The organism is Methanosarcina sp. DH2, assembly GCF_020804225.1.
Lineage (GTDB): Archaea > Halobacteriota > Methanosarcinia > Methanosarcinales > Methanosarcinaceae > Methanosarcina.
Map to the genome: position 1 here is coordinate 191886 of NZ_WJBI01000012.1, position 22804 is coordinate 214689.

At 43.7% G+C, this 22804-nt stretch carries 13 protein-coding genes; 5 read left to right on the forward strand and 8 right to left on the reverse strand.

Going from position 1 to position 22804, the window contains the following annotated elements; genetic code table 11:
- Positions 1-135: 135 nt before the first annotated feature.
- The 6 genes from FXV91_RS13620 to coaBC form a co-directional block, all read right to left on the reverse strand.
- Positions 136-1371 carry an adenosylhomocysteinase gene (locus FXV91_RS13620; protein ID WP_229391198.1) on the reverse strand — a complete coding sequence of 412 codons (1236 nt, stop codon included), beginning with the start codon at positions 1369-1371 and terminating at the stop codon, positions 136-138.
- Between the two features lie 282 nt (positions 1372-1653).
- Positions 1654-2952: an amidohydrolase family protein gene (locus tag FXV91_RS13625; RefSeq protein ID WP_229391200.1), complete on the reverse strand. Its 1299-nt coding sequence runs from the start codon at positions 2950-2952 to the stop codon at positions 1654-1656.
- A 331-nt stretch (positions 2953-3283) separates the two neighbouring features.
- Positions 3284-3943 (reverse strand): HD domain-containing protein, encoded by a 660-nt coding sequence (locus FXV91_RS13630; RefSeq protein ID WP_229391203.1) that lies wholly within the window; start codon positions 3941-3943, stop codon positions 3284-3286.
- A 29-nt stretch (positions 3944-3972) separates the two neighbouring features.
- The gene (locus FXV91_RS13635; RefSeq protein WP_229391206.1) at positions 3973-4734 is read right to left on the reverse strand and encodes a 4-phosphopantoate--beta-alanine ligase; all 762 of its coding nucleotides are present in this window, start codon (positions 4732-4734) and stop codon (positions 3973-3975) included.
- Between the two features lie 345 nt (positions 4735-5079).
- Positions 5080-5982 carry a pantoate kinase gene (locus FXV91_RS13640; protein ID WP_229391208.1) on the reverse strand — a complete coding sequence of 301 codons (903 nt, stop codon included), beginning with the start codon at positions 5980-5982 and terminating at the stop codon, positions 5080-5082.
- A 189-nt stretch (positions 5983-6171) separates the two neighbouring features.
- A complete protein-coding gene (gene coaBC / locus FXV91_RS13645; RefSeq protein WP_229391255.1) occupies positions 6172-7437 on the reverse strand; it encodes a bifunctional phosphopantothenoylcysteine decarboxylase/phosphopantothenate--cysteine ligase CoaBC in 1266 nt (421 codons plus the stop codon).
- Between the two features lie 575 nt (positions 7438-8012).
- Here coaBC and FXV91_RS13650 point away from each other — a divergent pair.
- From FXV91_RS13650 to FXV91_RS20115, 5 genes are all read left to right on the forward strand, one after another.
- Positions 8013-9056: a Vms1/Ankzf1 family peptidyl-tRNA hydrolase gene (locus FXV91_RS13650; protein ID WP_229391209.1), complete on the forward strand. Its 1044-nt coding sequence runs from the start codon at positions 8013-8015 to the stop codon at positions 9054-9056.
- 887 nt (positions 9057-9943) lie between these two features.
- The gene (locus FXV91_RS13655; protein WP_229391212.1) at positions 9944-10735 is read left to right on the forward strand and encodes a 23S rRNA (uridine(2552)-2'-O)-methyltransferase; all 792 of its coding nucleotides are present in this window, start codon (positions 9944-9946) and stop codon (positions 10733-10735) included.
- A gap of 110 nt (positions 10736-10845) precedes the next feature.
- Positions 10846-11493, forward strand: a complete 648-nt coding sequence (locus FXV91_RS13660; RefSeq protein WP_229391213.1) for a histidinol phosphate phosphatase domain-containing protein — start codon at positions 10846-10848, stop codon at positions 11491-11493.
- A gap of 609 nt (positions 11494-12102) precedes the next feature.
- On the forward strand, positions 12103-15042 hold the full coding sequence (locus FXV91_RS13665) for a PGF-pre-PGF domain-containing protein (RefSeq protein WP_229391215.1): 2940 nt from the start codon (positions 12103-12105) through the stop codon (positions 15040-15042).
- Between the two features lie 547 nt (positions 15043-15589).
- Positions 15590-17554, forward strand: a complete 1965-nt coding sequence (locus tag FXV91_RS20115) for a PKD domain-containing protein (protein ID WP_275948902.1) — start codon at positions 15590-15592, stop codon at positions 17552-17554.
- Between the two features lie 103 nt (positions 17555-17657).
- On the opposite strand, the gene FXV91_RS13685 is transcribed toward FXV91_RS20115, so the two are convergent.
- On the reverse strand, positions 17658-19595 hold the full coding sequence (locus FXV91_RS13685; protein WP_229391218.1) for a hypothetical protein: 1938 nt from the start codon (positions 19593-19595) through the stop codon (positions 17658-17660).
- 10 nt (positions 19596-19605) lie between these two features.
- On the reverse strand, positions 19606-22524 hold the full coding sequence (locus FXV91_RS13690) for a type II/IV secretion system ATPase subunit (protein ID WP_229391221.1): 2919 nt from the start codon (positions 22522-22524) through the stop codon (positions 19606-19608).
- Between the last annotated feature and the right edge of the window lie 280 nt (positions 22525-22804).

Genomic DNA, 22804 nt, shown 5'->3' on the forward strand with positions numbered 1-22804 from the left:
ATTTTGTAATTTAAGTGGGTAAATATTTTCGCTTTTCCATGAATGGAAATAGAGTCATATTTACCGCACTAAGAGTATCTGAAGCATACAGTGTTTGATCTTGCTGAAAATATTCTCTGCTATTTCTTCTCTAAATTATGTCCCGCACTCCCAGCCGCTCATGTAGCATTCCTGCTTGGAAGTGAGCTCGTCTGTGCTTATTCCCATCGATTCGAGTTTCAGTTTTGCCACGTAGGTATCAAGTTCCCTGGGGACCCCGTGGACTCCGTTCAAAAGTTTGTTTTCAGCAATATAGCGCACACAGAGGGCCTGGTTTGCAAAACTCATATCCATGACCTCGGCAGGGTGCCCGTCACCGGCAGCGAGGTTTACAAGCCTGCCTTCGGCGATTACGTTAATGCGCCTGTTTCCGATATCATATTCTTTGATATTGTGTCTTACAGTTTTGACTGATTTTGCAAGGGAGGCAAGGGCTTCCATGTCGATTTCCACATTGAAATGTCCTGAGTTTGCAAGGATTGCCCCGTCCTGCATGACCTTGAAGTGATCGGCTGTAAGGATATCACGGTTTCCTGTGGCAGTCACGAAGATCTCTCCTATTTTCGCAGCATCTGCCATTTTCATAACCCTGTATCCGTCCATCCTGGCTTCAAGGGCTCGTATGGGGTCTATTTCAGTGACGATTACATTTGCTCCAAGGCCTGCAGCCCGCATTGCAACCCCGCGCCCGCACCAGCCGTAGCCTGCAACAACAACATTTTTGCCTGCCACAAGGAGGTTTGTGGTCCTGTTTATCCCGTCCCAGGCTGACTGGCCTGTCCCGTAGCGGTTGTCAAAAAGGTACTTGGTCATGGCATCATTTACGGCTATCACAGGCATCTTAAGAGCGCCGTCTTTTTCCATGGCATGAAGCCTGTGCACTCCTGTGGTGGTTTCTTCGCAGCCTCCGAGAATCTTCGGAAGCATATGTGGCCTTTCTTTGTGAAGCTTGAATATAAGGTCTGCTCCGTCATCGATTGTGATGTCAGGCTCAATGTCAAGGACTTTATCTATTGCTTCGTAATACTCGCTCGTACAGCACCCGTATCTTGCAAAACAGCTTATATTTTTCCGGGTATCGAGAGCCATTGCCACATCGTCCTGTGTACTCAGGGGGTTGCAGCCTGAAATTGCAACCTGTGCGCCGCCTGCAGCCAGGGTTTCAACAAGAACTGCGGTTTTTGCTTCTACGTGAAGGGCCATCCCTACTTTAAGCCCTTTCAGGGGTTTTTCTTCCTCAAACTTCTCCCTGATGATCGCAAGCACAGGCATGTGGCTTCTTGCCCATTCCATTTTCATGTTTCCGGATTCTATGAGTTCTTTTTCGGTCATGGTGATCCCGTCATATCAGATAAATGATTGAATAAAATAATTTAATGGTTGAGTTGAATGATTGAATGGAATTATTGAATGGAATTATTGAATCTAATAATTGAATGAAAAGATTGAATATTGATGGTACTTTGATTATTTGAAATGTTTCTATGAGTTCACCCAAACTGTAACTCCGGTTGCCGACAGTCAAAGCGGACCGGTGTTAAGTTCGATTTTCAAGTATTTATTATTCCTGTATGATAATATTTCACGCGTTTACTTCATACGCCGCGATGCTTTTCAGGCTTTTACCCTTGCTACAAGCTCTTCTGCGGCCATTTTGGCTTCTTCCATCACTTTTTCCTCATCCAGCACGAGAACTCTGTAATTATCCATCAGGATTTTTCCATCTACAATTGTTGTCCTGACATCGCTTCCTCTTGCAGAGTACACCAGGTGGGATGGAACATCAAAGCATGGGATAAGGTGCGGTTTTTTCATGTCAACTATGATCAGGTCTGCCTTCTTTCCTGCCTTAAGCATGCCGGTTTCCTTGTCAAGAGCTTTCCCCCCATTAACAGTTGCCATCTTCAGTACCTGGCGAGCCTGGAGGGCAGTAGGGCTGAAAGTGTTCACTTTATGCAAAAGGGCAGCGGTTTTCATCTCTTCAAACAGATCGAGGTTATTGTTTGAGGCACAGCCGTCCGTCCCAAGGCTGACATTCACTCCTCTTTCCAGCATTTTGTGCACAGGTGCAATCCCGGATGCAAGTTTCATATTGCTTATGGGATTATGAGATACATTTACTCCCCTTTCCTTTAAAACTTCTATATCGCCATCCGAAAGCCATACACAGTGGGCTGCAAGCACATCAGGTCCGAAAAACCCTATGTCATCGAGCAGATGAACCGAGCACTTCCCGTACCTTTCCTTCATTGCATTCAGTTCGGCTTCGGTTTCCAGGACATGGATATGGATGCCTGCCCCGTCCCTGCGGGCTTCTTCTTTAACCTTTGCAAGGAACTCGTCCGAGCATGTATTCGGGGCATGGGGTCCGTACATGGTTTTTATTCTGCCCCCTGCTGCTCCCTGCCATGCTCTGACAAAGCGCTTTCCTTCCTTAAGGTCAGTTTCTCCTTTTTCTTTATTCCAGAGTTCAATCAGGCCATGGGAGAGTGAGGCCCGGAGCCCTGACGCCTCAACCGCTTTTGCTGTCTCGTCCATAAAGAAATACATATCTGCAAAGGATGTCGTGCCGGATTTGATCATTTCCAGGCATGCAAGCAGGCTTCCTTTGTATACATCTTCTGCCTTCAGCTGGGCTTCGGCAGGCCAGATATGTCCCTGAAGCCACTCCGCAAGCTGAAGGTCATCGGCATAACCCCGGAAAAGGGTCATTGCTGCATGGGTGTGCGTGTTCACAAGCCCTGGCATCACTACCGAACCTTTAGCATCAATCACGATTTCGGCACTTTCTTTTGTTTTTTCCCCAATTTCCGTGATCTTTCCGTCTTCAATAACGACGGTCCCATTTTTAAGGTCTCCAGCATCAGGATCCATCGTTAAAACGTAAGCATTTTTTATGATTATGTCAGCCATATGATCATATCCATCAGTTTAAACTGCAAGTTTATTGACTGCAAATTTATTGAACTGCAACCTGTTAGATGATGAACACGAGTTTACGAGGTTATCCTAAAAAAAGTTGTCCTGAGAATTGTCCTTGATTCTCCTGTAATCCCCATAAAGTACAGGTCTTTATATCATCTTTAAACATGTTTCAGGCTGGTAAATCATGAAGCTTTCAGATTTCTGAAGAAAGTCCGGTTTTTAGAGTGCTGGGATTTTTTTCCCAGATCCTAATCGAGGTTTTTTTGCTCCGAATCCTTAAAATTGAAATTAGCTATCTTCTCGAACCTCTATCCTCTGACTATGGTTTCCAGCTTCGGTTTCCAGCTTCGGTTTCAAGGTTCAAAGCCTCAAGGTAGAGCTGCATTATTTTCAGCCTTTCTTCTGCGATCCTCTTTGCTGCACCGGTATTCAACTTTTCAGGAATTGTAAAAGGCTTGTAGTGCATGTATTCGTTAAAACCTTCAACAGGGTCTTGGACATAGACAGTCTTTTTTGAAGCTCCTTTATCTATCCCTGTCGTGTGCTTCAACATCCTTAGAGCCCCCATTGAAAGGATGGACCTGAAAATTCCAATTGCTCCCAGGGCATCAAGCCTGTCGGCATCCTGAAGGATCCTGGCTTCTATTGTTTCCGGGCTTTTTCCCCCGCTGAACCTGTGGGTCAGGATGCAATATGCAACAGCCTCAACAGTCCTTTTTTCAACACCTGCCTTCCCCAGGAATTCGGAAGCTATCTCCGCACTGTAGAGGGCATGGTCTCCTCCCTCCTCATGTTCTTTGATAATTCCTACGTCATGAAGAAGTGCTGCGAGCCGGAGAGTGAAAAGGTCTCCTCCTTCTTCTTTCTGGATTTCCCTGCAAAGGGCTTCTACGCGGGTTATATGGGACATATCATGGGAACTGGGTTCCCCTTCATGAAAAGTAGCCGCAAATTCCCTCGTTTTTTCTATCAGGTCCATGTAAATATTCTACCTTTAATATTCTACCTTTAATATTCTGCTTCTGCAACCATGGTCTTGAGATGTTCCTGAATTTCGGAAATCGCTCCGGAGAGGGCTTTTTTGTTATCGTAAGTCGTGATCAATGCCACAAGTTCTTCTTTCTTTTCCTTTTTCATTTCTTGTGCAAGTTTTGCCATATTTCCGAGAGCCCTTGTAAGATTGTCTACAATTGATATTGTGGCAGTTCTCGAGGTCCGTGAAAGAGGGTTCAGGTCGATTGTTATGACAGTCTTTCCCATTTCTACAAGTTTTTCACAGCGATCCCCATCTTCAAGGGGAACAAGCACAACATCCGCAGTATAGATCCCTTTACTGCTCACAAGCCTCCTATCGTGAGAGAGCTCAAGGCTTGAGTCCGGATTCTTTCCAAGCACCTCAGAAGCTCCGTTTGCCTTCAAGTGTTCTATAATGAGGTGTACCCGCGTGTCGGTCCTGTGAAAGAGATTTACTTCGATTCTGGCTCCGGTAATATCTGCCAGGGAAACGACTTTTTCAGGAGCCAGGGCTGCGACATTACCGTTTACAGAAATAACCGGGTTTTCTGCTAGAAGTAGTGCAGCAACTGCAGCTCTTTCCGCATACAGGGCAGATTCGGTACTTCGCTCGCCTATAAGGTAATCAAAGCTCTCTCCTCTTCCCTGGGCAATAAGTCCCTGGATACTTGTAATTCCCATTTTTACCCCGGCTGCAACCTTTTCACGGGCGAGCAGGGATTCATACCTCGGGTGGTCTTGGGGTATATCAGTCATAAATGTCGCTTACCTTTTTGCTTGTCAGATTAATCTCGTATTACATTCTGATTTGGAACTCTAAGGCCTCTGCCCTGAGATGCGGGCAATTTGTGCGGCTCAGTACCTTTTTTTATTCCGATACTATTTAAGTTGTGGGTGCTTTCTCCGCGGAGAGCCTCCTTCAGCTCTTTTTGTCTAATAATTGTTTTCGGATGCTTTCTGACCCCAAGCTGCAGAAGACTTTGTAACAGGGTAAGAGCCTGATAAGCATCGGTGCATGACGTAAACGCATGATATATTATCATAAAGGAATTGTACAAAATATTCAAAAATAAAAGCTAAAAAAAGAGCTTCACCTGAAGCTCAGTCATAAAGTAATCTCGGTACGCAGGTACTGATGCCATATTCCAGCACCTGCCCGAATTCCTGAAGTGCTTCATAGAGCGGGAACTCCTGGCTGTAGGGGGCGATTGCAAAAACCGTATCTCCAAGCATTGCCTGAGAAGCAAGTCCTCCGCTTGCATTTGCAGCCTCAATTACATCCCTTGCCGTACTACTCATTAGACCCGTACTGCTGGCAAAGTCTTTTGCCTGCTGCATAAAGTTTTCGAGAGTGGGTTTTTTAAGCAATTCGGACATTGCGGCTTTTCCTGCAGAATTAATTTTTCCTACTGCAGCTCCATCTGTCAGGATAGAATCTGTAGAAATTTCCCCGAGTGCAATGCAGAAAACTCTTGCTTCAGGAGCAGGAATTCGATCTATACTTCCGAATTCGGGCCCTCCGGGCTGCAGCCTGATCACCACTCCGCCATTGGACTGGGCTGCAATGTCCCCAAGCCCGCTGCAGTTAATGACTTCAGCTACATGAGCATATTCAGTCAGGCTTTTTACTGTTTTATTCAAGGAAAGCACTCTGTTAAGAGCGTAAGCTGTACCGAGAGCTCCTGCTCCCGAGGCTCCGAATCCACATCCTACCGGGATTTCTGCCCAGCTTTTTACTCTTACAGGCACATCGGCCATCATATCTACCACCGTACGGGTGGTTTTGCCTTCAACCTTCTTTCCATTGAGGAAAATCTCGGTCTTTTCCACGGATTTTCCAGCCTTTATCTCGGTCGTAACTCCTGCGTTTAGGACAATTCCGCAGCCGGTAGATCCTTTATGGTGAGGGTCGTTATGCTCATGGATCTGAAAAAAACCTGTAATATGACCTGGAGCATATGCTTTTGCTAAAAAGTCTGCCCCTTCACTCTCGTATGTATACATAGAAAACGCCTTTTTTGTTGTTTAAACTATTTTTCAAAGTTCATTTTCGTTTTGTGAAATTCTGTTTGTAGAAATTTCTGTTTTGTAGAAATTGCGCAGGACAATTTGCAGAATCAGCCGATACAGCAGATCAGGTACTGTGCCGGCTCCGGTTAGTTTGTCTTAATTTCCAGAAATCGATCAGGTCTGTCAGAGAACCTGTCGTGAGTTTAAAATCCCGGTTACCTCCTCAAGGATACAGGCTGCAAGTTTGCGCTTGTTTCCGGTGACATGCCTGGTTTCGGCTTTTCTCCGCCCAAGCAGGTAAAGTTCATTTTCTTCAGTGCCCATTCCACCTTTTCCGACGTCGTTTGCTGCGATCATATCGAGTTTTGTCCCTTCGAGGGTTGCAGCTGCTCTTTTAAGGAGCTCTTCCCTTCCAACGCCTGTCTCGGCTTTAAAGCCTATGATCACCAGGTCAGAGTATTTTTCCCTGCATTCTTTTATCAATTTTCGAGTGGGCTTCAGTTTGAGTACAAACTCTCCTCCTGATTTGATTTTATCCGGAGAAGGTTCGGCTGTATAGTCTGCAATTGCTGCAGAACTGATCAGGACATCATACCCATTTTGCAGCTCCATGAGCACGGATTCGGTCATTTCTGCGGCGCTTTCGGCAAAGATCTCCCTGATCCCTGTAATCCCGAGCCTGTCCCTGTGCACCAGGGTTACATCAGCTCCGCTGCGGTAAGCTTCAAGGGCAAGTTCCCTGCCCGTCTTTCCGGAAGCCCGGTTTGTGAGGATGCGGATAGGGTCAAGGCTTTCGGCTGTGGAGCCGCCTGTAATAATTACCTTCCGGTTTACCAGGTTCCGATTTCCAAGAACCCTTTCTACCTCGAGCACTATTTCTTCGTTCGAGGCGATTTTTGCAACGCCCTCTTCGAACTTCGGGCCTACCATGGAGATTCCCCAGCTTTTCAATTTCGCTACATTTTCAGTTACAGCCGGATGCCTGTACATGGACTCATGCATTGCCGGGACAATCATTACAGGAATGCCGGAGCCAAGAGCAGTTGTCGCAAAAGAGGTAACCGTGGTATCGTCTATTCCGTACGCGATTTTTCCTATGGTGTTTGCTGTTGCCGGTGCTATCAGGAGAAGGTCTGCTCTGCCTTTAAACCCGCAGAACTCAACATGCTCCACCCTGCCTCCGAGTTCCGTAATAACAGGGTTCCCGGTAGCGTAGTGCAGGGCGTCAGGGTGCAGGATATGCATTGCAGCCTCAGTCATGACTGCATGGACTTCTGCCCCATTCCGTATCAGTTCCCTTGCGAGTTCAACTACCCTGACTGCTCCTATACTCCCTGTAACACCAAGGACAATCGTTTTTCCGGCAAGGGAAGAACTCCTTTGTCCCTGTATCCATAGGGTGGGGTGGATTTTTTCAGCCTTATTCCGAGCGGGGTTTCGCCTGTCCATCCAGTCCTCTAATTTTACTCCATCAGATTCATTTTGACCTGAATTGTTTTGACCTGAGTTGTTTTGACCTGAGTTTTCAGGCTCCAGTGCGGAAGCGTCTGGATTTTTCTGGCAAGGATTCATTTGATCCTCCTGCTTTTGAGACTCTTTCAATGGTTTTTTCATTCAGGCACCGAAGTAATCGATAAGAATTAAGTATGGAAATGAGCTCACTTTTTTGAAAAAAATCCTGAAATCACAGTGACATTAAATATGATATTCTTAAAACTTTCGAAATATAAGAACGGTTAAATTCGATAGAGACTGCATTTTATTGGTAAGTTTTGCAGGAAATATAGCTTTATTATCAGGTATAGCCGGGAGTTTAATATTTATTATGTGTCATAAATACGGTATTAATTATATAATATTTTCAGTACTGTTTCCCGTGGCCTATAACTGGCTTATAGACTGGCTTATAGCGCCGGTACGGTAATTCGCACAATTAATAAGGTATTACTAATATTATACAGTCCAGTTGCTTTTGGGAGTTTCCTGGATTGGATAACATATTATGAGAAAGGGCAGGAAGGCAGATGACAGATAAAAAAACTGCACAGAGAGAAGTTGCCGCAGATGGAAAAAAAGGTTTGGGCACCATTATTGGGAAAATCTCCGGAAAAGGCCGGCTGGAACTTGAGGTTGACCGGCTCAACTCCAGGATAGTTGAACTCGAAATTGACCTTCGGGGTACGAAAAACCAGCTTGAAAAGAGAGAAGCCCTTGCGAGGCAAGCAGTTGCGGACAGGCAGGAAGCCGAATCTCGGTTAAATCAGGAGCTTGTCCGGACCCAGACCCTTTCGCATGAGCTTGAAACAATCAGGGAAAAAGCCCCTGATAAACTGGAGTTTCGCGGAGTTGAAACTCTAAGCCCTTCGGCTATTCGAGCTTACCTTTCCAAAATCAGTTCCTTCCACGCTCCTTCAGACGATCTTCTGACTGCTTACCTGCTTCCAGGCGCACGCCTTTCAAGCGTACTGAGTGAAAAGGTTCTTGATATGGTAAGAGAAGAATCCCTTATTCTCCTTGAGAGGCTTGATCCGGAAACTGGTCTTATACTCTTCTATGATATTCACCGCATGATTTGCGAAGCTATTGTCCCACCTTTTCCAGTCCCTTCTTCATCCTGGCAGCTTGGAAATAATTTTGAAACCTCATTCCTTGAAGATATTTTGAATAAGGACTACCGCATGCTTGTCCTTGTCCTGCATGCAGGCGAGTCTTTCATAGGTTTTGCTCCCGATGCCCGGGTCTTTGATACGGAAGAGTTCATCAAAAGCAGTGTAAAGGAAAAACACAGCAAAGGAGGCTTTTCTCAGCGCCGTTTTGAACGCCTCAGGGAAGAGGACATTGCCCATCATATGGACAAGGTCTTTGAAGCCCTGGATAAAGTACTCGAAGAAAATCCCGGAATAGATTGCGTCATCATGAGCGGAGATTCCCAGCTTATAAGGGAAGCCCAGAAGCGCCTCCCTCTGAACTTTGAGATAATCGAAAAACCGACTGATATTAAGGTTGAGAAAACGGGTGGTGAGGAAATTCTCAGAACGGTTTTGAGCTGTAGAAGATATTTGCTCTGAAGCATCATTTCCTAATCATCCGCGTTGTGTCGCCCGAATTGCGCCTCGGGAGTACGCGGTCCTTTTCGCTGCGCTCAAGAGGACTAAGTTATAAGTGTAGCAATAGGCTGAGCTCAGGAGGACTAATTTATAAGTTATAGCAGTGAACTTTGCTTAAGAAGACTGAATTGAAGATATTTCGGATCTTTTCTAACCCGTGCAACGTTATTCACTGAATTGAACATTTTTTGTCATTCTCGACGAAGGAGAAAGGTATGCCTCAAAAAAAGAAAAAAGGTAAAAATAAAAGCCAGAAAGTAAAGTGATATGAAAAACCTGTTGGAAATGCAATAAATACTGAATTAAATCACGTGAGAACTACTTTTTTCACGTCTATCTTTATCGCTTTTTACTACTTCTTATTGCTTTTTTTTGCTTTTCTATCTTGTTTTTTGCTTTTTAGTCTCTTCTTCTTCCTGCCCTCTATTTCTTTCCTCTTTTTTCGGCTACTCATTAGACAAGCTGGTGGAGACGTCCTTCTGCGAATCTAAAATCAGTTTCCGTTATAAACGTTATGAGAGGGTATTCCTTTGGGTAGATGGCTGTTCTTTCTTACCTGACTGGAGTGCCGGTTTTAGCTATGTAAGGTGGAGTGAAAAATATAAGCAGGAAGGTCCTAAGCAGGAGGGTCCTAAATAGGAAGGTCTCATTTTCAGAGATTCCTGAACAGTATAAATCAGTTAATCGGAGATTACCTGCGTGTTAAAATATCATAAATTATATATTTAATAGAAAATTATATCTTTCTGATCAGGATTATACGTTCCTAAGGTCAATAAAAAGACTTTTACGCAAGCTAAGAGACTTCTGCGCAAGCTATATGAGCTTTCAGTGCAGGGAAGGTAGCAATGGCAAGAGATAGAAGAGATTATTATTATCACCAGGCAAAAGAGGATGGATACCGGTCCAGGGCTTCCTTCAAGCTCAAACAGATCAATGAGAAACATAAAATTATCAATCGAGGGGACTCGGTTGTTGATCTGGGTGCGGCTCCGGGCGGGTGGCTTCAGGTTGCAAAAGAGCTTTCCGGAGGGAAGGTTCTTGGTGTGGACCTGCAGAGGATAGACCCTATTGAAGGAGTCGAGACGATTCAGGGCGACATAAACGCTGATTCGACAATACAGAAGATTATCAAGATTGTCGGGGCTAAAGGCGCTGATGTGGTGCTCTGTGATGCAGCTCCCAACCTGTCAGGTAACTGGTCTTACGACCACGCGCGGTCAATCGAGCTTGCCACCTCAGCACTTGAGTGTGCAAAGAAAATACTCAAGCCAAATGGGAAGTTTGTGGTTAAGGTCTTTCAGGGAGACATGTTCAACGATTACCTGAGCACAGTCAGAGAAAACTTTGTCCACGTCAAGGCTTACTCCCCGCAAGCGTCCAGGTCGCAGAGTGCAGAGATTTACGTTATAGGAAAGAAATTCCTTACAGCTCCCCTCAGGAAAGGAGATAAATTCGTTGTGGATATCGAGAATCTCGGCTCAAGTGGAGACGGGGCAGTGCTTATTGAAGGCTTTGTGGTCTTCGTAAAGGAAGTTGAGGTAGGAGAAAAGGTAAAGATCAGTATAACTGATGTCAAGCCGAATTTTGCTTTTGCAGATGTCATAGAAAGGCTTGGAAAATCCGAGAAGCCAGAGTAATTTTATTAGGGAGTTCGGTTAATAAGTGAACTAAGTGATCTATATAATTCAGCAGTCAAAAAAGTCAAACAATAACATATAAAAACGAGTTTCAAACACGGTGATCCCAGTTGATTGATCTTCACACTCACACTATTTTCAGTGATGGGGAACTACTCCCCAGTGAACTTGTCCGGCGGGCCGTTATCCACGGCTACGAGGCAATCGCAATTACCGACCATGCAGACTATACAAACCTCGAACAGCTTCTTGATGCTGCAAAGAAAGCAAAATACCTGGAAAATGAATGGGATATCCGCGTCCTGCCCGGAGTCGAGCTGACGCACGTCCCTCCGAGAAAAATCGCTCCCCTGGCAAAGAAAGCAAAAGAACTGGGCGCGGAAATTGTGGTCGTTCACGGAGAAACCATCTCCGAGCCTGTTGCCCCCGGAACAAACGCAGCTTCGGTTGCCTGTGAGTATGTAGATATCCTAGCTCACCCAGGCCTGATCTCCGAAGAAGATGTCCAGACTGCGGCAGAAAACAATGTATTTCTTGAAATCACTGCAAGGAACGGACACAACAGGACTAACGGGCATGTTGCAAGGCTTGCCCTCGAAATCGGCGCAACTCTTGTGGTAAACACCGATACCCATGCACCTGAGAACCTGATCACAGATGAGACCGCCCTTAAAATTGCAATGGGAGCCGGCCTTACCGAGTCAAGGGCAAATGAAGCTTTTAAAGCATCTAAAAAGAAAGTAGCAGAGATAGTTTGAACTGCACTTCGTGTGCTTTCTTCTCTGTTCATCTCATGTTTTCTTAATTTTCCTGTTCTAGATTTCTTCCTCTTTTTCGGTTCTTCCTTTTTTATTTACCTTCTTTCCCATGTTTCTAACTTTATTTCAGTCGAATACCCCGCTAGCTTGCTGCGGGGATGGAAAACTTCCCCGGTAACCGTTAATGATAATATGATTTATCAATCCCATTTTTTGGTTGTTAACTTCTGCTCAAACTAAATTGTTTAGGGATATTATCTCCTTTAACGGAATTTGGAGCGGTGGCGCGAACATACCCCGTTGCTTGCAGCGGGGTGCGCCAGCGCAACTTTGATTTTTTTACATTTTTACACATCTCTTTCTTCGACCACTCTAGTTTTGAATCAAAGTTGGTAAGTAGCAAAGGTCAGAAGGAATTTACTTACAGAATTATTATTGAGGACATGTCTGGTTATTTATAGGATGTGTAATTAATCTTATATAATTTACATTTAAAGAAATGTAAATATATTAATTCAAAGTAATTTAATAGTGTGGGTCGAATAATATCGATAGTACAGGATGTACTATTTTAGCTTTGAAAGATAAAATCTATGTGGGGGAGATAAAGTGAAGGGTAAAACTCTATTTATAGTTTTTACTTTGGTGTTCCTGATGGGAGTACCATCCACAGTATCGGCAAGAGATATTATAGTGGGCAGCGGAAGTGGACAAATTTCTACAATACAGGAAGCTATAGATGGTGCAGAAGCTGGAGATGTAATTATAATAAAACCTGGAACTTATGTTGAAAACATAAATGTTTCAAAAGCAAGGCTAACAATTAAACCAGAAACAAATAACGTGTTTATTGAACCATCAGACAGCACTGTGGCAACTATCATTCTAAGCAATGTTGGTATAACCCTAACTGGTTTTAATATAGATGGTCCTGTTACGGTTGTCAATTTAATGTTAGGCAATGATCAATATTACAGGAATAATATGTGCCATATAACAAACAACATTATTGAAAATGGGGGTGTTGTTGTAACATCTGAAAGTTCTGGTATTGTTATATCTGAAAACAGGATTTCAGGTGGTGCTAACAGGATTTCAGGTGGTGCTCCTGGCTATGGTATAGATGTAGCCTGTTGTGGTGATTACAATGAAATAACAAATAATGAAGTTTCTAATTGCTCAACAGGAATCTATGTTTACGATGAAAGAAATGTACCACCCATTAGTGGTAACAAAATAAGCAACTGTGAAGTCGGAATACATGTTTCTGGCTTATCTTATGATATCGAAAACAACGAAATTACAAATTGTGGTGTAGGGGTATTGGCCGGAGAAACTGGCGGTGCAAATTTAATTGGAAATAAAATAACCTACTGCTCAGACTGTGGGCTTAAAGTGACTGGTTCTTTAGAATCTAAAGGAGCCTATAACAATTATTTCAACAACACAGTGAATGTGAAGTTTGGAGACTATGAAGACACATATGTCTGGAACAGCTCACTCACTGAAGGTACAAACATAATTGGTGGACCATATATTGGAGGTAATTACTGGGCAAAGCCGGATGGAACCGGGTTCTCTCAGACTGCTATTGATGCAAATGGAGACGGTATTGCAGATTCAGCTTATGCAATATCTGAAAAGAACTACGACTATCTACCATTAACAGCTAAGTACAACTCGGTATTACCTGTTTCTGACTTCACAGCCAACGTAACTTCCGGAGCTGCACCTCTGGTTGCGTTATTTACCTCTACCGGCACTGGTGGAACTCCTACTTCATGGTTCTGGGACTTCGGGGATGGCATCAATTCCAAACATGCCATGAATGCGACTCATACATTTACGAGTCCGGGAACATATAACGTTACTTTAACGGTAACGAATTCCGCCGGTAACAATTCCGTAACCAGACCCGGGTATATCACAGTCACATCACCCTCTGCAATGGTGTTTTCCGTTGCCGATTTTTATTCTCCGGAAGCTGAGCGAGTGCTGAATGGAATTAATGATCAGGGAATTTTTGAAAATGAAGTTATTTCATTTTTTGACAACAGTACAGGCTTGCCGACTTCTTGGTTCTGGGACTTTGGGGACGGAAACATATCAACACAGAAGAATCCCACTCATGCATACGGAAAAATAGGCGGGTATACTGTTAACTTAACCGTGAAAAATGCTAATGGTAGCCATACGATAAGCAAATACGGTTATGTGCTCATGGGAATAAAGGATGAAGCCGCAACTCCTGCATATTTCTCATCTGATGTAACATCAGGAAAGGCACCATTAACAGTAACATTTCTGGATGATCTGGATGCACAACTTCCAAATTATCCTATATGGCGTGAATGGGATTTTGGTGACGGGACAGTTCAGACTTATGTAGTGGATGCTAACGATTCTGCAACACCGTATGCAACACACACATATGAAAAACCAGGTAAATACACAGTAACATTATCTATGGATAACCGCGGCGGCAAGTCTATAATAACAAAATACAATTATATCACAGTCAAAGATCCGACTATTCCAGATTTTGACATCCTGATTGTAAACTTCAGCATGAATGTTTCCGAAGGTTACGCCCCCCTTTCTGTGCAGTTTAGTGACCTTTCCGAGAATGCAGTATCAAGGGTATGGGACTTTAATAATGACGGGAAGCCTGAGTCCAGCGATCTAAATCCTGTTTATACATATACAGTTCCGGGAACGTATTTCGTTAATCTGACAATAACCAATGCAAATGGCACCTCTTATAAAGTTACTACAATAAATGTACTGAAAGGCAGCTCGAGCGGTGACAGTAACTCAAACAGTGGGGGAAGCAGCAGCAAGAGCAGCGGCAGCAGTGGCGGAAGCGGTGGTGGCGGTGGTTCTCCCGAGCCTGCAAAAAACGTTGAGGTGAAAGAGCTTTGCCAGGTCTTCATTACCAACGGAAAAGAGACGAGATTTGATTTCAAAAAGAATGCAACCTGTGTTGTATATGCAAGCTTTGATGCAAAGAGGACTATGGGTAAAACCACAGCCATTGCCGAGATGCTGAAAGAAAAATCCTCCATAGTTTCAGAATTGCCCTCCGAAGAAGTCTACAAATCATTTAATATATGGGTTGGAAATGGCGGAATTGCAACTTCAAAGAACATTGAAAATTCTGAAGTCTGCTTCAGGGTTGAAAAGTCATGGATGCAGGAAAAAGATATAGATCAGACCTCTATCACTCTGAACCAGTACAGTGATAAAAAATGGGAGCAATTATCAACCGATAAATCAGGAGAAGATGACAAATTCCTGTACTTCACAGCCAAAATCCCGGAATTCTCTTCTTTTGCTATTACAGGAGAGACAAAAAGCCGTTCAGAAGAAACTGAAACTGGAGTAAAGTTTGAATCAGAGACCAGGGCTGTCGATGAAACTGATATGGGAAGCGAAGGACTTGAAGCTGGACAGGAAACCGGTCCGAAAGAAAGTATGAGCGCGCCGGGCTTTGGAACTATTTGCGGATTAACCGGCCTGCTTGTGGTGTTCCTGTATAGAAGAAAGTAAAAAGAAGACTGAATGCTAGATTTGATGTGATAAACAGAGAGGGAATTAACCCTCTCAGCTTACGTTTTTATTTTTTCAGCTACTTCTTGGCTTTTTTACTCCATTTTTCCAGTTATTTTCCAGTTAACTATTCAATCTCACATTAGCCCCTCGAAAATAACCCTTGAAGCGACAGCTGAGAACTTGAAGATGAGAACTGTAATTTGAAACATATAGGCAAGGTCGTACTTCAACTGCATCTAATCTTTTTGCCCACAATAAAACGATAGTCGCAAATTGACATTAATTTCGACATCAGTCGGATACTATCCATCAGGAGTACACTCTTCCTTCTATTATTTTATTTGTGTGAATCTAACAAGAAAATTTGTTGATTCATAGGTGACTATTTATTTACTGAATATTTCATTAATTTAATAAGATGTAACTAAATAAAAAAGTAATATAAATTAATACAAATACATTAAAACCAGTAATTAATTATCATTATTATAGTGGAGCTCAAAATTGTTTGATCTCTATGGATGATATATTGGGGGTAAAATAAATGAAAATTAGATGCTTTTCTATTTCTCTAGCTTTTCTATTTTTGTTATTAATCTCAACTATGGTATCAGCCGGACAGGAGGTTCGGATTACTTCAGACGACGAGAGAGGTTTTTGCCCAGCTATCTATGAAAATAAAATCATATGGTTGGATAGCTACTTCGATGGAAGTATCTACATACGAGATTTACTTACAGGCAAAGAGAAACAGATCGCCATAGATCCAGTTTATTCATCTCCCATTATATATGACGATAAAATAGTATGGGAATCTGGAGGACAAAATATCTATTTGTATAATATCTCTACTGATAACAAAACCTTGCTTTCGATTCCTGACCTAGAAAACCAGGGAGCAAAGTATTCTTTAGCTATCTATTGTGATAAAATATTATGGATAGATTGGAGCGATGGAAATGAGGACATCTATATGTATGATCTATCCACCTGCAATAAAACTAGAATTACAACTAACCGATCAACCAAGAACCCTGCTATCTACGGTGACAAGATAGTATGGCAGGACTATCGCTATGGATGGAAATATGGTGATATTTACATGTATAATCTATCGACTTTCACTGAAACTCAAGTTACAACCAATAGATCAGCATCGAATCCTAAAGTCTACGATGATAGGATTGTATACATGGAAAATAACAACATATACTTGTATAATCTCTCCACATCTATGGAGACTCAGATAACTTTCAATGGATCACATGAGGACCATCATGCTATCTATGCTGGCAGGAATCTTGCTCTCTGTGGTGACAGAATAGTGTGGCAGGACCATCGCAATGGAAACTGGGATATCTACATGTATGATCTCTCCACAAATAAGGAAACTCAGATTACTACCAGCGGATCAGCATCATGTCCTGCTATTTACGGTGACAGGATAGTGTGGGAAGATTATCGTAATGACAGGGAAAATATGTACTATTGCAGCATCTATACGTACGATTTCTCAGCCAAACCTGCAATGCCTTTTGCTTCTTTCTCTACTAATATAACATCTAAATCCGGAAATATGCCGTTAACAGTATTATTCACTTATAATAGCAGTGGTGGAACTCCCACATCCTGGTATTGGGACTTCGGAGACGGTATTAACTCAAAGCATGCTCAAACAGCTACACATACATTCACAAAACCGGGGACATATGACGTTAGTCTTACAGTAACCAATGCCCAAGGCAGTAGTACGCTGAATAAATCAAATTGTATTACTGTCACTCCTCCACAAGCACCAGTAGCAGATTTTTTTTCTCCAGAGGTGTATCAAGCTGGCATCTATGCAAGATCACTTCTCATAAATGAAACCGTGTCATTTATCGATAACAGCACAGGATCGCCTACATCATGGCTTTGGGACTTTGGAGACGGTGTCACTTCGACAGCTCAAAATCCAACATATATATACAATGAATCAGGTGGATATATAGTTACATTGACTGTAGGAAATGAGATAGACAGTGATACACTATCTAAACACGGTTATGTAATTGTCAATGCTGATGATTATCCTATCTACCCTGATAATTTTACCTCAAATGTGACATCCGGAACTGCACCCCTTACAGTACTATTTATTACCGGAGATTATGCGTATGGATGGGAATGGAATTTTGGAGATGGAACATATTCGGGTAACAGGACTCCTGTACATACGTACAGCAAACCGGGAAAATATACTGTTAGACTTCACTCATATGACGTTGGCGGACAGTCTATGATAACAAAACATAATTATATCACGGTAACAGACCCGAGTGTGCCATTGGCAGATTTCTCTGCAAACGTTACTTCGGGTCCGACACCTCTAGTTGTATTATTTACTGATACCAGCACTGGCCCGGCCCCTATTTCCTGGCTCTGGGACTTTGGCGACGACGTCAATTCAAAACACGCCATGAATGCAACGCACACATTACTGGTCCTGGTGTATATGACGTTACTTTAACATTAACAGATAAAGCAAGTAGTAATACGATGAAAAAGTCGAACTACGTCACCGTCGTAGCTTGAAATCTCAAGGACCACCTGTTGGAAACTTTAATTCCATTTCACACCAGCCCACTGAAAACAATCCTTGAAGCAGCAGCTGAGACCGCAAAGATAAGGACTGTAATCGGGAGCATGCAGGCGAGATCGTACTTCAGCTGCTCCCGTTCTCCCCCATATTCTATGGCTCCTGCGAAGCGTGTGAGGATAGCACTGATGAGGATAACGTAAACTCCAATTGCGAGCAGGAACTGGTCCGGAGGAATAGACTGGGAAAAACTTTCGGGACTGATTTCGACAGGCATTCCGGACAGGTCTGCGGGTACCCTGCTTACCCTTTCTGCTACCTGGTTTAAAATTTTTGTAATAACTTCGGAAAGGGCAAGCGTAATTCCTGCAATAAGGGGAGCAAAAATTGCAGCAGTAGAACGCATTGTTGATGTAACGTCATAGAGGGAACGCCTTATGCGCTCTTCTACGGCACTGAGTTCTTTTAAGTGGTCTGCAAGCTTAACAATTGAAGCTCCAGCAGCTTCGTGATTTTTATGGACGCTTTCCGTAAAAAGGAGCATTGTGTTCCTTATCCTCTCCGAATAAACATATCTGAAAGCCCCGAATTCTTCGTCAAAAATAGCATCTTTGAGATTCGTCCTCATGCTGAGCAGGTTCATGGAAATTTCCTCGTAGGCTTCCCCGATTTTCGAGCCTTCCATAGTCCTTGAAGTATGGGCAAAGGCTTCTTCAGGTGCTTTTCCTTCCGAGATCCTCCTGCCGAGCACAAAGAGGGAGTCTGCAAATTCCTGTTCCATCTGTTTTATCCGGTCTCTTATTTTCTTATACGGAATAGATGAGAAGTACAGATAAATTGAGAGCCCTGCAGTGCCGCCTACAACTAAAGGAAGGGCTGGAAGGAGATATCCTCCGAGAGGAGTTGTAGACACTATTCCGCCGGGGTTTCCAGAAGCCAGAAGAAGATATCCCAGAGGAGCGGTCAGAACGCAGACCAGGGCTCCGGATAGTATGGCAAATCGCTTTTTCTGCCTTATGTCTGCAAGGTCAGGATGGGAATCCGGGATCTGCCTGGGGATAAAGGCAGCAGGCCTCTGCATCAGGATATATTCTGAGTAGACTGCTGCAAGGACGGGAAAAACAAGGTCATAGAGGAGGACAAGGTCTATAATCTCGGGTTTCATCCCTACAACCGTGACCGCAGGCAGGAGAGCGACCAGGGCAAGTGGGATCAGGATAAAGATCGAATAAAGTACATAGCTTGGGGTTTTTAGCTTTTCGGCAAAAGACTCCATCAGGCTTTCAGTGCCTTCAAGACTGATATCGAGAGCCCTGTTCAGAGTAATTACCCTCTGGGCTTCATCGGGTTCGGCTGTGGAGCTCTTGATCAGATGCAGGGAACGTTTGAAGTATTCGCTATTTCTGCCCCACAGGTCGGCAAAAGAGAGAAGGGCATCGTCCATGCTGCTGTAGAGCCTCAGATTCAGGTCCCATGTCAGTTTTTTCAAATCAGTTGCAAGCGGCTTCTCCGAGTTTCGGGCTGCAAACAGCACGGCATGCTCGAGGTTTGGGACCAGCTTCATTGACATGATGATATAACTTAAGATTTCAGGGATGTCTCCAAGGGAGGATATTTTCATAAATCCTGCCTTTATTTTCACATATTCGCTCAGGTAGCAGAGAACTGCCAGCGGAATGATCAGAGTCAGGATTCCCATAATGGAAAGAGTCTTTGGATCGAAACTCCTGGAGAGGAGCAGGAAAAGGTCTATCCCGAGCAGCAAAATTAAGGTTACAAATGTCCCCACATAAGAAAATAGCACCGTCTCATAAGCTTCCAGGTCAAAACCTGTAAATCTGAGGGCATCCCTGTACTCAGGACTCACACTTTTTTCACATTTCCTGCTAAAAGCCTGGGGATCGGGAACAGTCCATCCCCACTGCTTTGCTGTAGTTTTGCAGGCTTTTACGTACCAGCTGCTTTCTTCCATTTTCCTGCCCTCACACAGTTGTATTTATTTCTGGCAGCTGTTTTTCCTCTGATAGTTGTTTTTTCTCTGACAGTTGTTTTTCCTTTAATAGCCTTTTTTCTTCCGACGGTTGTCTATCCTCTGATGGTCGTTTTTCTTCCGATGGCCGTTTTCCTTCCGATAGCCGTTTTCCTGTTTCGGTCCGCTCCCTTATAAAATTTCCAAACCAGGTTTCCCACTGCCTGTACAGCTCTTCGAGATTGGCTCCTGAGCTGGGTTCCGGATTATCTGAGTCGATTCCAAAGCCAGACCTGTTGCTTGCTTTAGTCTTATTACTTATTTTATTACTGTTGCCTGCTTTAGTATTGTTCTCTGCCTGAGTCCTTTTATCTGATTTGATGGAATCCGAAAACAGCCAGAACATATTGTTTGCTTCACTTACGGCTTCGGCTTCAAGCAGGAATGGGCTGTGAACTCCTTCAGCTGCAATTTTTTCTTTTATTCTCGTCCTGAGTTCGATATTCTTAAGGGCACTGTCAATGGTAATTCCCCATTTCCGGGCAATTTTTCCTATAAGTTCGGACTGCCCCTGTTCAAGGACTTCTCCTGCAAGCAGGCAGTCCTGAGAGGCATCGTAGTGCATGATATCGGTGAAGATTTCAGAAGGTTCAGGATCTTCCATAACTGCGCTGGTCACTTCTGCAATCCGGCTAACCCGCTTTAACTTTTTCATACTTCCTCCGAGCCTGATGCCTGAACAGATTATTACCGCATCAGTTGCTTTGAAAGAAGCAGGAGGGACCCCAAGGGTGTGTACGACTCTCTCATAAACATTTTCAACGGATGAGCCGTGGATAGTTCCGATTACTGAATTTCCAGCATTTCCTACCTGCATAGCTTCGTAGAGCACTTTTACTTCCGGTCCCCTTACTTCTCCCAGCACCAGAGACGAGCTCCCAAGTCGCAGGGCAGCCCGAAGCGCGGTTTCAGGGCTCATTTCCGCCCCTGACTTCAGGACAGAAGAGTGAGAACTCATTCCCTGCACCTTCCAGCCTAGGTCCTGGAGCTCTTCTGTAGGGAGTTCATGCGTGTCTTCGATTGTAAGGATCCTGTACTTCTGCGGGATTTCAAGCAGCATTGCCGATAGGAGAGATGTTTTTCCGGCTCCCACTTCTCCTGCGACAAGAACCGAAGCCTGCCCGTCCATAAGAAAACTTAAAAATCCGGCTGCAAAAGGAGAAATCGAGCCTGTATTGATCAGTTTCGGCAGGGTCCAGGGCGTTAGGGAGTGTTTTCGGAAGGCATACGCAAGCCCGTTTGCACTGAGAGGGTCTCCTATTACGGATACTCTTACCCCGAAGGCCTCAAGGTTAAGCTCAAGCACAGGGACAGCCTCTCCAAAGGGCCTGCCGCTGATAGTTCTGAACCTTGAGACAAGGGCATCAAGGTCGTCCTGAGAGAGAAAAACATTGCTTGTACATTCCTCTCCCTCCATCACAACGTGCACAGGGTTAGTGTCAGCAGGGGCATTGATGTACACGTCCGTTATCCTGAGATCCGAAAGAAGATCTTCCACGATCCCGAGCCCGTTCGTATACCTTGCAAGAAGGTCGGCATAGCTTTCAAGTTTATCCGGGCTGCAGGCTTTCCCGCTTTCCAGAAGTTCTTCAGCCAGAAGGGCTTTTGCCATGCGTTTGAAATACTCCCTGGCTCCTGTCGGGTCTGCAAAGGCAAGGTCCTTTGGTCTGTGCAGGATCATTCTTCTCCTGACTTTTTCAAGCAATCTCAGTTCTTCCTGACGCATATTGTATTCGGGAGGCCGGATCATGTAAAGCTTTTCAGGCCTGTCGGTATAGCTGTAAATGGAGACTTCAAGATTTCTTCCCTCCCTGCCGTTTATATCATAACATTCGAGAAATTCTGTATTTTCAGGGGCTTCAGTGTAAATCCTCGAACTGGAAAAAGGTGGTCTTACATGGGATTTGATCTCGCTTTCGTAGTCAAAAAAATTATATGTGAAATATGTGGATTTTGAGAGATTATTTGCAAATCTGTCCTTCTTCTCCTTTTTCTTCTTATCTGTAAATGGAGTTATATGCGGAATTAACCAGGATAGAGACGCAGGAGTTGCTTCTCCTGAAACGTTTTCTATCAGGCTTCCTGTTTTCTTTCCCTCTTTCCCTCCTATCTTTCCCTTTGCCTTTTTCCATAATTTTTCTTCAGAGCGTTCTATCTTTTTTTCGGCACGGTTTTCCTTTTCTTCCACACTCTCTAATTCTCCTGACCAGCCCGTTGCCAGACAATAACCGGACTTTTTAAGAACAGAGACTTCGGGAAAGCAGGAAATTTTCTCTTCGATTTCATCCAGGATATGGTAGAAACCTTCAGAGCATGCAAGGCAGACAGGAGTTGCATGAGGAACTCTTCCGGATATTCCCCCCTCAATGACCTCCCTTAATTCCAGCCGGGCTTTTAAAGGGTCAGTTTCCACGGTTTCTGCAAGAGAAGCAATTATTTCTTTTCTCTCCAGCTCACACTTTTTCTTCTCCTGCCGGGCACATGTATCAGGAACAATTTCCGTGCTCCTATATGCTACAATGGTTCCCTTGAATCCTGCAAGAGTATAAAGTAAAGACAGGGATTTCCCTTCATAGTCCCTTTCATAAAGCTTTGAGAGTACAAGACAGTCAGCATGAATTTCCTTTTGCAGGATTTCAAAGATATTCTTTCTGCAGTGTGAATCGTTAAGAGAAGACCCGGCTTCACATTCTCTGCAGTTGACAATTATTGTTTTTCTATTTTTAGTCTGTTTTATCCTGTGCGGGCAGGTTTCCTCTTCCTCTTTCTTTTTGCCCTGAAGCAGGCCTGAATTGAAGTTTTTAACAGTGTCCTGCAAGCTGCTGGCAGCGTCCTGAAGTTTTAGCATTATGTCCAGAATTTGAACCCCCATTTCCCCGAATCACTTTGGAATTTATGTTTAAATGTATTAAATCCTTTCGATTAATAAACTTAAATGTATTTTTAGATTGAACTTTGTTAATAGAGTTAAAACTTGCCTCCAGTTAACCCTGACTCATGTTCTACTGCTGGTATTCAAAAAACGTGAGAAGATAAAAAACAGACATTCAATCCTTTACATGCCTGAGAGGTACTTTCCTTATTCACGGAAACAACATTTTAATCCGCAATTATAGTCTCCATATGAATTATATACATTAAGCTGATCCTAA